Origin of the sequence: Bacillus sp. JJ1764 (genome assembly GCF_036962145.1) — a bacterium.
Lineage (GTDB): Bacteria > Bacillota > Bacilli > Bacillales > Cytobacillaceae > Neobacillus.
On record NZ_JBALNY010000009.1, the window covers coordinates 1 to 13,604 of the forward strand.

Consider the following 13,604-nt stretch of genomic DNA (forward strand, 5'->3'; position numbering starts at 1 on the left):
AGAAAATAAAGCAATTACAATATGTCCAGAATTACTCGGTGGATTTTCAACTCCCAGAGAACCTGCTGAAATAATAGGTGGTAACGGGGAAGATGTACTTGATGGAAAAGCTAAAGTAATTGAAAAGACAGGAAAAGATGTCACGGACTTTTACATAAAAGGTGCTTACGCTACTCTAAATAAAGCTAAAGAAATAAATGCTACCGTAGTAGTTCTAAAGGAATACAGCCCATCCTGTGGCAGTTCAATGATTTATAACGGTGAATTCATTGGAAAAAAACTTGAGGGGATGGGCGTTACTTCTGCTTTATTAAAAAGAAATGGATTTAAGGTAATTTCAGAAGAACAATTTGCTGAAAAATTTCTTTAACAAAAATTAGCAGTGATTTTTAGGTCTACAATTACTCAATAATAATACTATTTCTATTTTCAAAAGAAAGTTTGTGAAAGAATGTACTTAAAGTAATGGGTAGCCTTAATAAAAAAATATTCTAAAGCTATATAATACTTCTGTTGAATTTAAACCTTGTTCGGAGACTCATTAATCTGAATTAGGATAAAAGTATTTATATCCAATAGATTGTGACGGATTGTACTTAGATACGAGGGAGTGTAATAAGAGAAATAGTTTATGTATATAGAAAAGAAGGCTGCTGATATTTCAACAGCCTTCTATTTAATATGTTTCATAAATAATTTTCCCTGTCTGAGATGTATCATAATCTCCTAATGAGGTAAGTTCAGACTGAAATTGATTGGATGATAAAATTTCCTTTACTGTGTTAATCATTTTTTCTGTTTTGGGGGTTTTTAGAATAACCAGGTCATACTGTTCTGTAATTAAGGGAACAAAATCAATTCCAACTATTTTCGCAGCTTTTTCAATTCCCACACCTACATCAGCTATTCCAGTCGAAACAGCGGAAGCCAAACTTAAATGGTTGGTTTCTTCGTGTTCATAACCCTTAATGTTCCTAGAAGGAATCCCGTTAATTCTGAGTTGTTCATCAAGAAGGATTCGTGCTCCTGATCCTTTCTCTCTATTAATAATTTTCACATCTTCTCGTTTTAAATCAGTCCAAGAGGTGAGATTTAAAGGGTTCCCCTTTTTAACGTAAAAGCCTGCTTTTCTTGAAAGGAGGTTTATTAAAATATAGGGATAACCCACTAGAATTTTTTTTATATATGGAAGATTATACTCTCCTGTATCTCCATCAAACAGATGCAAGCTAACGATGTCACCATCTCCATTGTACATAGAGATTAGGCTGTTTAAGCTTCCCGTAAAAGATCTTAATGGTTTATAGGCTGAATTTTTCTCGATATGTTTACCTAATATATCTAAAACCAAGTCTTGTCCGCTAATGACAATGTTTTGGGATTCCTTTGTTTCGTTCCTGGTAGAATCCGCAACAGAAGGTGGGAATGTAATATTCTGATTTGTTTTATGATTTTTTATATAATTGTCCAAGTCTTTAGAATCAATTCTCATCTGTCTTCCTACACGGAACACAGGTAGTTCTCCTTTTTTGACCAGGTCATAAAGGGTTAATTTCGATACCTTTAATAGCTGTGACACCTCTTCAATTGTATAGGAAAGCTCATTTTGCATTCGTATCCCTCCATATCTCTATTTTAACTTACTGCCAAATAAAAAGTATATTTCTTATAAAAAAATGACTACTGTGATATTGCTTATATACACTTTAGTTATAGATAATTATAATTAGATATAAATAGTTATAATTAGTTAGAAAGGGAGATGGATAATGAGAAAACCATATCTTTTATTTCTTGCGATGATGCTGCTTTTATTAGCAGTGGCTGGATGTTCAGCGGAGGAACAAACGAAAAAGCCTGAGGAGCAGAAACAAGAAGTTCCTGTTGAGAAGGTAGAGTTGACTGTTTCAGCAGCTGCTAGTTTACAAAATGCCTTAAATGAGATTAAAGCAAGCTTTGAAAAGGAACATTCAAATGTGAAAGTAAACTATAACTTTGGAGCTTCAGGGGCACTTCAACAACAAATTTCTCAGGGAGCACCTGTCGATCTTTTCTTTTCTGCCGCCGAAGACAAATTCGATAAACTGGTACAAGACGGACTAATCGATAAGTCAAAAGGAATAGATCTAGTTGGGAATGAATTAGTTTTAGTGGTACCGAACGATTCAAAAAAAGAGGTTAAAGTATTCGAAGACCTTACCAAAACAGATAAAATTTCTATTGGTACCCCAGAAGCAGTGCCAGCAGGCCAATATGCGAAGGAAACATTGGAAAAGTTAAATGTTTGGAAGGCTATTAAAGGAAAAATCGTATATGCTAAGGATGTTCGACAGGTGCTTACATATGTAGAGACAAACAATGTTGACGCAGGAATTGTATATAAAACAGATGCATTGATTTCTCAAAAGGTTAAGATCGTAGCGACAGCTGACGAGAATTCTCATGCTCCTATTATTTATCCTTTGGGTGTTATTAAAAATAGTTCCCATCCTAAAGAAGCCCAATTATTTTACGATTATCTTCAAAATGAAACATCTATGAAAACTTTTGAGAAGTATGGTTTTAAAGGAATTAATAAATAAACATTTTGGAGCTACTTTAATGTTTGCTGGAAATACCCCAGGAAAAACCACACTATTCCAACAGCAATATATGTAGCAATTGATTCAGGCAATATGGGATTGACTTGGTTATGGGCGTCAAGTATGATAGGCATTTCATTTTTATTGTGTAAATTAATGAAATCCTGATGGTTTAAAAAAATTCTCAATATCAATCTAATATAGGCATCCCCTTAAATAGGGATACCTCAGATTTTAGACAAAAGGCATTCCGAATAAGCCTATTCGGAATGCCTTTTCAAGCAATTATTTTTGTTATTACTCTTTAATTAGACCATACAGGACGATTTATATGCCATTTTCGGACAAGTCCAAGTCCAGTTTGCCAGTTTCTTCAAATTCATAGCAGTGTATTTGGTTACGATTCATCTGTGTATTTTTACTAAGCATTTGGATTCACCCAAAAAAATCTCGATACCTTAATTATACAAAAAAGACTGCCACCAAACTCGAAGTTTTTCGAATTTGTCGACAGTCTGACAGACTATAAGAGTCTGTTTATGTTCTTCCATCTAGTCAAGCTTTATGGACGTTTGTTGCTTGGGGTCCCCGTTGACCTTGTTCAACGTCAAAAGTCACATCTTGACCTTCTTCAAGTGTTTTATACCCCTCGTCCTGAATTGCAGAGAAATGTACGAATACATCTTCCCCACCTTCACGTTCGATGAATCCGAAGCCTTTTTCGCTGTTAAACCACTTAACTTTACCTTTTTCCACTTTATATCCTCCTGTAAATACACAAAATTGATTGACTTTTACACTTTTAGGTTTCTTGGAACATTCATATTTTATCCGGATATATGTAAGTTAATTCATTAGAGGCAAACCTTCCAGGAACGGATGCATTCACCAGTTTCCAATAATGCAAAACCACCAAAATTTGTAAATAACGTTATTCATGAAGTACTCGGGTATCAGATGCATTTCAAAATTATATTCTAATGTGCATTTCTTGAAATAGTTTAGTCCAATATAAAAAATAGCGTAAACAAAGAAGGGGTTTTTGAAATATGACAACATTTCATGATATGGGCATTAGTGAACCCATTCAAAGAGCCATAAAGGATATGGGATTTGAAGAAGCATCTCCTATTCAAGAAAAAGCCATTCCCATAGCTTTGACAGGGAAGGACATTATTGGTCAAGCGCAAACCGGCACTGGAAAAACAGCTGCCTTTTCCATACCAATCTTGGAGAAATTGGATAAGAGCAAAAAAAATGTTCAGGCGATTGCAATTGCACCCACAAGGGAATTAGCTATTCAGGTTTCAGAAGAGATCAATCGGCTTGCAAAATACATGGGTATAAATTCTCTCCCTATTTATGGAGGTCAGTCTATTGACCGCCAGATTAAAGCATTAAAAAAGGTCCCCCACATTATTACGGGAACACCTGGAAGACTGTTGGACCATATTAAACGTAAAACGCTTAGGTTAGATAGCATTAAAATGGTGGTTTTAGATGAAGCGGATGAAATGTTAGATATGGGATTTCTGGAGGATATTGAACGAATCCTAAAAGAGACTCCAGAAGAAAAACAAACCCTGCTGTTCTCTGCAACCATGCCAAAACCGATTCAAAATCTTGCGGAAAGGTTTATGAACGCTCCGGAGCTAGTGAAAATAAAAGCTAAGGAAGTTACCGCTCCAAGTGTAAAGCAAGTTTATTATGAGGTAAAGGAAAGAGATAAATTTGAAGTGCTTTGCCGTCTGCTGGATGTGGATAATCCAGAATTAGCTGTGATTTTTGGAAGGACAAAAAGACGTGTTGATGAATTAAGTGATGCATTGAATAAAAGAGGATATCTTGCTGATGGGTTGCACGGTGATTTAAATCAGCGGCAGCGGGATGTTGTGATGAATAAATTTCGTGAGGGAAACATTGATATTTTAGTGGCGACTGATGTGGCTGCGAGGGGTATTGATGTTTCAGGGGTTACCCACGTCTACAATTTTGACATTCCTCAAGACCCAGAAAGTTATGTTCACCGAATCGGTAGAACGGGGCGAGCAGGTAAAACGGGTCAAGCTATTACTTTTGCTACACCGAGAGAAATTGGGCAGATTCACAGTATAGAAAAAGCATCAAAAGGAAAGATCCAGCGCAAATCAATACCAACGGTAGCAGAAGCAATGGAATCTATACAGCGGGCAGCAGTAGAAAAGATGATTCAATTGGTTGAGGAGGATCAGGACCCACGGTTTAAACAAGCAGCAAGTGAATTGCTCGATCAATACGATTCGACCGCGTTAGTTTCAATTGCCTTGAAATTGTTGTCGAAGGACCAGAGGGATGGTCTGGTTCAGCTAACTTCTGAGACACCGCGATATTCCAAGAAGCCTAAGGAAAAGTCAATGAGAAACTATAAAGGGAATAGGGAATTTGTGGGGAAAGGGGCAAGTGGTAAACGTAAAAAAACTTCCAGGTCCTATCGCTAAAAAGGGAGCATTATGATCTTAATATAGAGGATTGTATGAGAGACCATCCTTTTGTGGACGTGGAATTGTATAGAGTGTTGACGAAGTCAACACTCTTCTTTCCTTTTTTCTGACTGAGACATCTCTTGATGAAACGACTGGCTGATGATAAACGAAAACGAATCCCAGATGGAATACGATTAAATTTAGAAATCCAAATCACTGTATAACACGGTGTGTTCGAAGAACCCTTTTCTCATTAAATGGTTACATAAGAAAAAGACTTAGAGTAGCTTTTATTTAAAACATCCTTCTCAAAGAAAAGAGAAAAAGATGCATGGTCATTGGAATAAAGCGTTCTTTCTAAAGATTAATCTAATTCAACTTATTGGCTCTATCTAAATAAAGCATATGATACACAAGGAACAATACTTAGTTGAAATGTCCGGTAAAGCAAAAGAGACTTACAGAATAAAATCAAGAGTGTTTAATTACAGTTTTATTTATGTTCACCCACACAATTTAATTGAATTGAGGTACAGCCCTAAGATATGGATTGCTCGCTGCTTTACATTTATGATATTGTATAATCCATCGTACGGGTAATAACCAAGTAAAATGGTCAAAAAAAACAAAACAAACAATAATGGAGTGATTATATGAATAAAGCCAAGGTTAAAAGCGGAACAGGTAGGGGAACAGGAAAGAAGGGCTGGAATCGTTGGAATGCTAGTGCCAACAAAGCCAAGAGTGCCAAACCTTATAAAAGTAAAAGTGCTAAAAAATCGGATGGGTTAAAGACAACCAGCAATAATGAAGGGAATACATCCGAATGAAAACGGATGAGTTTCTACATTAAATAGATACACGTTTTTTAATGGTCTAACAAATCAGAGTCGAACACATTAATAAAAATACAGGAAAGATAATGGCTTATAAATTCCAAACTTTTGAAGAAGATGGGGTAACCTAAAAAAATTAGAGAGACGTTTACAACACGATTTTGTAATGGAAAACTATAAATAAATCAGTTGCTTGTAATCGTCCTACAATTTTTTTAGAGTCCAAAGCAAAAAGTGAAAACAAAAAAATATAAATAGGCTGAAAATTTAAGTCGTCTATTGGGATTAAGGGTTTTTGAAGAACTCTTAGGATTGAAAATGGACCTGTTTATTCTGAAGCATACTTAATTATTCCATGTAAATAGACGGAGTATTCCCGTTGCATACATTCTCTCAATTTAATTTTACCTTCATTTTCTAATTCACTAACCATTTCTTTAATCTTTTTTTCATCTTCTTTTGTAGCCTTTGGAACCTCTGTTGAAAACAAATTACCTTTACTTGAATCTCGTAGTTTTTTTAATAAACTAACTTTATTCATTATGGTCATCCCCTTTAAGTAATTGTTTTCGACATAAAGGGGGTCTTTTCCTTTGAATACCAATTATTTTCGTAAGATTTCTTTTTCATCTATTAGAATTTAAAAGTAGAAACCAGCGACAGATGTAGCAAAGGATGAGGTAAAAGGTTACTGAACTTTAGAAGAAGGTCAAGCAGTGACTTTTGATGTTTAGCAAGGTCAGCATGGACCTCAAGCTTCAAACGTACGTAAAGCTGCTTAATTTTATAAGTAGGGAATGCAGACTCTTTTATTGGAGTCTGCTTTTCTTTCTTGTGAAAAAAACCCCCACTCGTAAAGGAGTAGGGGACATGAAAACAGTAAATCAAATGGTAAACCAAGTGTAGCATACAATTACGGAATATCCTAATTTAATAAATAATGGCTTATAAAATAACCCTTATTTTAGAACTAAGTGACTTTATCCTTGTTTTGCTAACAGTTGATTTACTTTAATAAGAACATCAAAAGAATATAAAACTAAATGTGTAAATTAAGGAAGGCCAAAATGGTCACTTTATGTCTTCTTGCAAATATTTGTGAAATATGTTAATATAAATATGAATTATTTTTGTTCGGTGTAAAGGATCGTATTAGTAAAGCTTTTCGTCTTGATGATCACTGAGAGCAAGGATAGTAACACAATGTGTGCTTTTACACACTAGGAGGCAACAAAAATGGAAAACGGTAAAGTAAAATGGTTTAACAGCGAAAAAGGCTTCGGATTCATCGAACGTGAAGGTGGAGAAGACGTATTCGTTCATTTCTCAGCTATTCAAGGCGAAGGTTTCAAATCTTTAGAAGAAGGTCAAGCAGTGACTTTCGATGTTGAGCAAGGTCAACGTGGAGCTCAAGCAGCTAACGTGCGTAAAGCTTAATTATTAAAATAAAAATTGACAGACTCTTTTTATGGGAGTCTGTTTTTTTATTTTAAAAAAACAAGGAACCCTACTCAAGAATGAGTAGTTTAAAAGGTCATTCTTTTTGTGTTACCCATCCTGTCAAAGGGAACCGTATTAAGTCCTTTAGAAATGAAATGACTCTTGAAACATAAGATTCATTAAAGACTTTAGAATGGGGTAGAATGAATAATGAAAATACTTTTGTTATGAATTATTTTCCTGACAAATTTACCTGAATAAATTTTAAAAAAAATGAATAGAAAATAGAATTAAAAATCATTGACATAAAACGACGAATAATGATAAAATGATTAATTTGATAAATTAGATAAAATGTGTTACCATTAAAAAAGCAAGTAACAAATATAAGAATAATTGTTCTTAAGTTTTTAATTCCATTGCTTATCATGACTTCAACGCATATTTTTAATGAACCTCTTTATTTCCTCATATTCGATTGTTTCTAATTTTCTCGCACAAAAATCGATATTACCCATTGAGTTAATAAAAGTAATTTTTGGGGTTTACAAACCTGATTCACACTGGGACGGTTAAGGAGCCGTAAGGATGAAAGAGAGACTTTCATTGTTTTAAGTATATCAAGGCTATTTTATTATGAAAAAACTTTAAGAAGATCATACATTGGGATCTATTTTATATGTTTGGGGGAGGTTTAAGTACCTCTATGCTATATGGCACGTTTTTGTGATTGTCGGATTAGCGTCTCACTTTTTTTCACTATTTTTGTATCTGAATAAGTAAGGGATGTATTGTTCATTTTTTGAGCATTGAATAAACAAACTGGAGGTATAACCTTGAACAAAACAAAATTAATACAAGTAGTATCAGCGAAATCAGAGCTTTCCAGAAAAGATGCAGAATCAGCTATAGAGGCTGTATTCGATGTTATTACACAATCACTAGTTAGCGGAAATTCTTTTGCAATTTTAGGATTTGGGAAATTTGAAGTATGTCACCGTGAAGCTCGTGTTCGTCTTGATCCTAAAACGGGGGAAGAATTCTTAATCCAAGCTGGTAAAGTCCCTGTTTTTCGGGCTAGTAAGTCATTGATACAGCAAATGTAAAATTTTGGTTATCCTCAATATAAGATGTGCCATTCGTTACTGAAATCAGTATTCCACGTTAAATAGTACATCCTCAACATTCCCACAACACACCGATAAAATAGGTTAATACAACACTTGGTCAGATTGCGATGTCAAAAGACATCGCATTTACCTTATTTCACGAAAGGGTGATTGAGTTAAAAGACGTTTTCCTGCGGAAAGGCATTCTCCAAAAAATTGGGGGATGTCATTTTTTATTAAAAGAATTAAATTTTGTGAAGAACTGTGCTTAATGTCTGAGGGGAGAATCCTTCAATCCTTTTGTCGGATTTATATAATTCTGAAATCTTTGATAATTACATAATATTTCCTCCTTTTTGTTATATTAAAGAAATTATTGCCCTTATTACAGATTTGGAAACGTGAAGTATTGAAGAAAGGAATAAATACAGTGAATAGCTCTGTTACAAAAAAGATAGGCATTTTTATACAAACAAAAAGCACCGCAATAGCGATGCAAATTAATACCTTCTACCTAACATTATTTGGTGTAAATTCACACTTTTCAAAAGTAAACGAAATCTGTTGCAGGATTTTTTTATCCGCCAACAATAGTTCCTCCATTCACATGAATAGTCTGCCCGCTTACATAAGAAGAATCATCAGACGCTAAATAAACATAGGCAGGTGCCAGCTCATACGGCTGACCTGCTCTTCCCATTGGTGTATCCGAGCCAAAAGTGGAGACCTGATCAGCTGTAAAAGTGGAGGGAATCAGGGGTGTCCAAATGGGTCCCGGTGCAACCGCATTGACCCGGATACCTTGTCCGACAAGTGATAGTGCCAATGAACGGGTAAAGGTAACGATGGCCCCCTTTGTTGCTGAATAGTCAATCAGCTGTTCATTGCCATGGTAGGCTGTAATCGAAGCTGTATTAACAATGGAAGCACCTTTTTTTAAATAAGGTAAGGCCATTTTGGACATATAAAAATAAGAAAATATATTGGTCCTGAATGTTTTTTCCAGCTGTGCTGATGTAATATTTAACAGACTCTTTTGCGGATGCTGCTCAGCGACATTATTCACGAGAATATCCAGACTCCCGAACTCTGACAGTACGTTGTGAATGATATCTTTACAAACATCTTCATGGCCGATATCACCGGCATATAGCTGGCATTTGCGACCCTCCGCCTCAATTAGCTTTTTGGTTTCACTGGCATCATCATGTTCGTCTAAGTAAACAATGGCAATGTCGGCCCCTTCTTTAGCAAATAAAAGGGCAACTGCCTTTCCAATCCCGCTATCTCCACCCGTTATAATCGCCGTTTTGCCAGCAAGTTTTCCACCGGCCTTGTATTCTGGGTCTTGAGAAATGGGCCGGGGATTCATTTCTGCCTCAACTCCAGGCTGCTTGGTTTGATGCTGCGGGGGAAAAATAGGCTTCTTTTGATTTTGATTAGTCATTCATCCATACCTCCAAGTGATTATTTCACCTGTTAGTTTTAGGAGTAAGGCTTAATATTATTAGATAATATTTGCTATAATGACCACTATGTAGCTTTCATTATTTATCAAAAGGGGAGCGGAAGATGGAACTTAACGTGTTTGAAGAGATGGCAAAAAGATATGATACAGAAGAAAGAATAGAGCTAGCAAAAGTGATAGTTAAGGAAGTAAGACTAGAACTGCAAAATAGTAAATCAAAATCTTTAATAGACTATGGGAGTGGAACGGGTCTAATTAGTTTAGAATTATCAGATTTAGTTGGTTCTATTTTAATGGTTGATTCCTCACAGCAAATGTTAGAGGTTGCGAAAGCTAAAATTGCCCACAAAGGAATCACCAACTCTAACGTACTATATTCCGATTTTACTCAAGAAACTCCGGACCTTAAGGCAGACATCGTGTTAATGTCACTAGTCCTTCTTCATATTCCAGATACTAAAAAAATTTTACAAGAATTGTTTAACATTTTAAATCATGGTGGTAAGCTCATGATTATTGACTTTGACAAAAACGACCAAATAAATCATCCGAAGGTCCATAACGGTTTTTTGCATGAAGAACTGGAAAAACAATTATCCGAAGTTGGATTTAAATCCATTAAATTTAAGACATTCTATCATGGTACTCGTATTTTTATGAATCAAGATGCCTCAATGTTTATTTCCAGTAGTATAAAGTGATTTCATATTTTAAATAAAGAACCATTCATATCAAAAGTCTTGGCCTTACATAGGATGGAATGTCATTGTCCTTGTTTATTCCCAGTTGATGTGACTGGTTCTTTTTCCTTTTCATCATGGGTGGTTGCATTCAACAATACCACTCCCCCTATAATGAAGATAATTCCAGTTATTTTAATGGTATTAAACAGTTCACCCCATACAACCACACCAATTAAAGCGGTTAACGCTGTCCCTATTCCTGACCAGATGGCATAGGCTAAACTCAATGGAATGGTTTTAAGACAAACCGATAAGCTATAAAAAGAAAGACCATACCCCACGACCACTCCAATAGAAGGAAATATATGAGTGAAGCCATCCGATGCTTTAAGCATAGTAGTAGCAAAAATCTCCGCTATAATCGAAATAGCTAAAGCGATATACCCTTTCATCCGTGGTTCCCTCCACCAGTTAATAAAATAACGCCCCCAATTATGGAAACTAAGCCTAAGAGTTTTCTAACATTAAAATTCTCTTTATATATGAAAATCCCAACTAATGCTGTAAGTGCCGTTCCCAGGCCAGACCAAATGGCATACACCAATCCGAGTGGCAAAGACTTTAACGATAAAGATAGAGCGTAAAAAGCCATTCCGTATCCAAATGCTACTCCTAAAGAGGGCAATAGTTTTTTGAAGCCATTAGTTGCTTTAAGCATGGAACTGCCAAACACTTCGCTTAATATGGCAAAGATTAATAGCATAAATGCATTCATGATTTTTCCTCGCATTTTTTTACATTTATTGTACCGTTTGGACGATTTGTTTGTAAATTTTAATAAAGATCCGTAGGTCATAAAATCGCCATATGTATAATTTGTGAAAGATATAGTTTGTATGAAAAGTATGATTTAACATACAAGTGAGGTGATGAAACATGATGAGTCATGGGAAAATTTTTGGGACAACCAGCATGGGTGAAAGAGGCCAGGTTGTCATCCCATCGGAAGCTCGGGAAGAACTAGGAATTAAGCCAGGAGAAAAGTTTGTGGTATTTGGTGACGCACGGAAAGGGACAGTGATTCTAGTTAAATCGGAAATTATGAACAAGTTTGCAAATTTCTTTTTCAACAAGTCCAAACGCTTTGAAAAAATGGCTCAGGAAATTTTTGATAAGACGGAGGCCGAAGAAGAAACGGAACAGGAATAGCATAAACAAACTGGGAAAGTAAATCCACGCAGACCTTTCCCGTTAAGCCTGCAGGAAGGGGAGTCCAGCATGCGTGAGATGACACGCTTACTATTCAACAAACGATTTCGCACCACCTTTTTTATGTTCATCGGTTTCTTTTTCCAATTCTGGTGGCATGGGAAAACGAAACGATTTCGCAGCAAAGAGGGAGCCGAGCGAAGGGCCAAGACTATTTATATCTCACAGGCTAAGAAATTTGCAGCTACCGCAGTAAAAATGGGCGGGTTAATTATCAAGCTAGGGCAATTTGTCAGCTCTAGAGTAGATATTTTGCCAAAGGAATACACGGACACCCTGGCAGAGCTTCAGGATTCGGTGGCACCGGTAGGTTCTGAGATAGCGATGAAGTGCATTGAAGGCGAGCTTAATGGTAATATTCAAGAGCAGTTTACCTTTTTTGATGAAACACCTGTTGCTGCAGCATCATTAGGTCAAGTACATAAGGCCGTCTTGAAAAACGGCGAACCAGTAGCAGTAAAAATTATGCGTCCCGGAATAGAAGAAACAATCGCACTCGATTTAGTTACATTAAAAATCTTAATTGCTTTTGCCCGACGTTTTACAAAAGTGGAAAAGTTCGTAGACTTACAGGACGTCTATCTAGAATTTGAGGAAGTCATCCATGATGAACTTGATTATGTAAAAGAAGCAAACAATATCGAGAACTTCCGTGAACAGTTTGCAGAGTTTCCAGGTGTTGAGGTTCCACGGGTTTACCAGGAGCTATCAACTAATAAACTGTTGGTGATGGAGTTTATCGAGGGTGTCAAAATCAATGAGATCGACAACTTAAATATTAATAAGAAGAAACTCGCCTCGATTTTATATTTGTCATTTTTAAAGCAGTTAATGGAGGAAGGCTTCTTTCATGCTGATCCCCATCCAGGTAACCTGCTGGTAAAGCAGGACGGAACCTTGGTTTATATTGATTTTGGCATGGTTGGGACGATGACATCGGAAATGCGGGAGAACATGATCAAGCTGGCCATGGCCATTTATTTGAAAGATGCCGGTGGAATCGCAGCCGCATTGGCTGATCTTCGTTTTTTAAGAAAAAACGCTGATAAATCGTTGTTAACAAAGAATATTAAAGCAGTGCTTTCTAGTTTTGCAGATGGTAATTTTAATATTGACAAGCTTAGTAATGAAGTTTTTCTTGAGGAGATGCGGGAATTTTTGTATGAGCAGCCGTTTCAAATCCCGTCAAAGACCACTTTTCTTGGCAAGGCGATTGCGACAGTATATAGCCTTTGCAACGGGTTGGATAAGGACTTTGATATTATTGCATTGACGAAGCCATTCGTGGAGGACTTGATGACCAGTAATGCGGTTAATCCGGCAAAAGATACGGTTATTGAACAGGTGAAAAATACACTTTTAAATATCCTCCCATCTTCGCGAAAGGTCATGAACATGATCGACCAGCTGGAATCCGGTGAGATGAGAATCAATCCATCAAAGAGCTTTGAGAAAAAGCTGATGGAGCAGCAGGAGAATCAAACGCGAAAGTTGGTTATGGCCCTATTTGGGACCGGGTTGTTAATTTCAGGTGCACAGTTATTTTCGCATTCAGAGGTAGCCGGAATGGTTATGATGGTAGTAGGTGGTTTCATAACGATTTTGCAGGCTGGAAAAGGCAGCGGGAGAAGAAGAAGGCGTCCGCCACATCCACGTCCCCCGCAGTTCAATAAATAATGACGAACTCCTCAACTTCTGAGGGGTTTTTTTATGGGTTCATTCACCAAGTCTTCCTTATTGTAAGATCCTGTCGAA

The 13,604-nt window shown here is 36.4% G+C and carries 15 protein-coding genes and 1 pseudogene; 10 read left to right on the forward strand and 6 right to left on the reverse strand.

Features of this window, described 5'->3' with window-relative positions; translation table 11 throughout:
• Positions 1–370, forward strand: a 370-nt coding sequence (locus V7083_RS01355; protein ID WP_335474557.1) for a DUF523 domain-containing protein, incomplete at its 5' end; no start/stop codon positions are given.
• Positions 371–676: 306 nt separating this feature from the next.
• Here V7083_RS01355 and V7083_RS01360 read toward each other — a convergent pair.
• Entirely contained in the window at positions 677–1,612 is a 936-nt protein-coding gene (locus V7083_RS01360) for a helix-turn-helix transcriptional regulator (RefSeq protein WP_335474560.1), read from the reverse strand.
• Positions 1,613–1,769: 157 nt separating this feature from the next.
• Between V7083_RS01360 and modA the strand changes: the two genes are divergently transcribed.
• Together modA and V7083_RS01370 are read left to right on the forward strand one after the other, a co-directional pair.
• Positions 1,770–2,582, forward strand: coding sequence for a molybdate ABC transporter substrate-binding protein (gene modA, locus V7083_RS01365; protein WP_335474561.1), 813 nt, complete (start codon positions 1,770–1,772; stop codon positions 2,580–2,582).
• A gap of 4 nt (positions 2,583–2,586) precedes the next feature.
• Positions 2,587–2,750: pseudogene (locus V7083_RS01370) on the forward strand (molybdate ABC transporter permease subunit); the annotation flags it as partial.
• Positions 2,751–3,137: 387 nt separating this feature from the next.
• Here the strand turns inward: V7083_RS01370 and V7083_RS01375 are convergent.
• Positions 3,138–3,338, reverse strand: coding sequence for a cold-shock protein (locus V7083_RS01375; RefSeq protein WP_335474563.1), 201 nt, complete (start codon positions 3,336–3,338; stop codon positions 3,138–3,140).
• 293 nt (positions 3,339–3,631) lie between these two features.
• On the opposite strand from V7083_RS01375, the gene V7083_RS01380 reads away from it, so the two are divergent.
• Together V7083_RS01380 and V7083_RS01385 are read left to right on the forward strand one after the other, a co-directional pair.
• A complete protein-coding gene (locus tag V7083_RS01380) occupies positions 3,632–5,059 on the forward strand; it encodes a DEAD/DEAH box helicase (RefSeq protein ID WP_335474564.1) in 1,428 nt (475 codons plus the stop codon).
• A 638-nt stretch (positions 5,060–5,697) separates the two neighbouring features.
• Positions 5,698–5,874: a DUF3934 family protein gene (locus V7083_RS01385; protein ID WP_335474566.1), complete on the forward strand. Its 177-nt coding sequence runs from the start codon at positions 5,698–5,700 to the stop codon at positions 5,872–5,874.
• A 334-nt stretch (positions 5,875–6,208) separates the two neighbouring features.
• On the opposite strand, the gene V7083_RS01390 is transcribed toward V7083_RS01385, so the two are convergent.
• The gene (locus V7083_RS01390) at positions 6,209–6,421 is read right to left on the reverse strand and encodes a hypothetical protein (RefSeq protein ID WP_335474568.1); all 213 of its coding nucleotides are present in this window, start codon (positions 6,419–6,421) and stop codon (positions 6,209–6,211) included.
• Positions 6,422–7,116: 695 nt separating this feature from the next.
• Between V7083_RS01390 and V7083_RS01395 the strand changes: the two genes are divergently transcribed.
• A complete protein-coding gene (locus tag V7083_RS01395) occupies positions 7,117–7,317 on the forward strand; it encodes a cold-shock protein (protein WP_028401851.1) in 201 nt (66 codons plus the stop codon).
• 839 nt (positions 7,318–8,156) lie between these two features.
• Positions 8,157–8,426 (forward strand): HU family DNA-binding protein, encoded by a 270-nt coding sequence (locus V7083_RS01400; RefSeq protein WP_335474571.1) that lies wholly within the window; start codon positions 8,157–8,159, stop codon positions 8,424–8,426.
• Positions 8,427–9,006: 580 nt separating this feature from the next.
• On the opposite strand, the gene V7083_RS01405 is transcribed toward V7083_RS01400, so the two are convergent.
• Positions 9,007–9,876 (reverse strand): SDR family oxidoreductase, encoded by an 870-nt coding sequence (locus V7083_RS01405; RefSeq protein ID WP_335474574.1) that lies wholly within the window; start codon positions 9,874–9,876, stop codon positions 9,007–9,009.
• A gap of 125 nt (positions 9,877–10,001) precedes the next feature.
• Here V7083_RS01405 and V7083_RS01410 point away from each other — a divergent pair, with 125 nt between their 5' ends.
• Entirely contained in the window at positions 10,002–10,598 is a 597-nt protein-coding gene (locus V7083_RS01410; protein WP_335474576.1) for a class I SAM-dependent methyltransferase, read from the forward strand.
• A gap of 62 nt (positions 10,599–10,660) precedes the next feature.
• On the opposite strand, the gene V7083_RS01415 is transcribed toward V7083_RS01410, so the two are convergent.
• Together V7083_RS01415 and V7083_RS01420 are read right to left on the reverse strand one after the other, a co-directional pair.
• The gene (locus tag V7083_RS01415; protein ID WP_335474579.1) at positions 10,661–11,032 is read right to left on the reverse strand and encodes a DMT family transporter; all 372 of its coding nucleotides are present in this window, start codon (positions 11,030–11,032) and stop codon (positions 10,661–10,663) included.
• Positions 11,029–11,355 carry a DMT family transporter gene (locus V7083_RS01420; protein ID WP_335474581.1) on the reverse strand — a complete coding sequence of 109 codons (327 nt, stop codon included), beginning with the start codon at positions 11,353–11,355 and terminating at the stop codon, positions 11,029–11,031. Before V7083_RS01420 ends, V7083_RS01415 begins: the two co-directional genes overlap by 4 nt.
• 164 nt (positions 11,356–11,519) lie before the next feature.
• Between V7083_RS01420 and V7083_RS01425 the strand changes: the two genes are divergently transcribed.
• Together V7083_RS01425 and V7083_RS01430 are read left to right on the forward strand one after the other, a co-directional pair.
• Complete coding sequence (locus V7083_RS01425; protein ID WP_335474583.1) at positions 11,520–11,789, forward strand: AbrB/MazE/SpoVT family DNA-binding domain-containing protein; 270 nt, start codon at positions 11,520–11,522, stop codon at positions 11,787–11,789.
• A 69-nt stretch (positions 11,790–11,858) separates the two neighbouring features.
• Entirely contained in the window at positions 11,859–13,526 is a 1,668-nt protein-coding gene (locus V7083_RS01430; RefSeq protein WP_335474585.1) for an ABC1 kinase family protein, read from the forward strand.
• Positions 13,527–13,604: the final 78 nt, after the last annotated feature.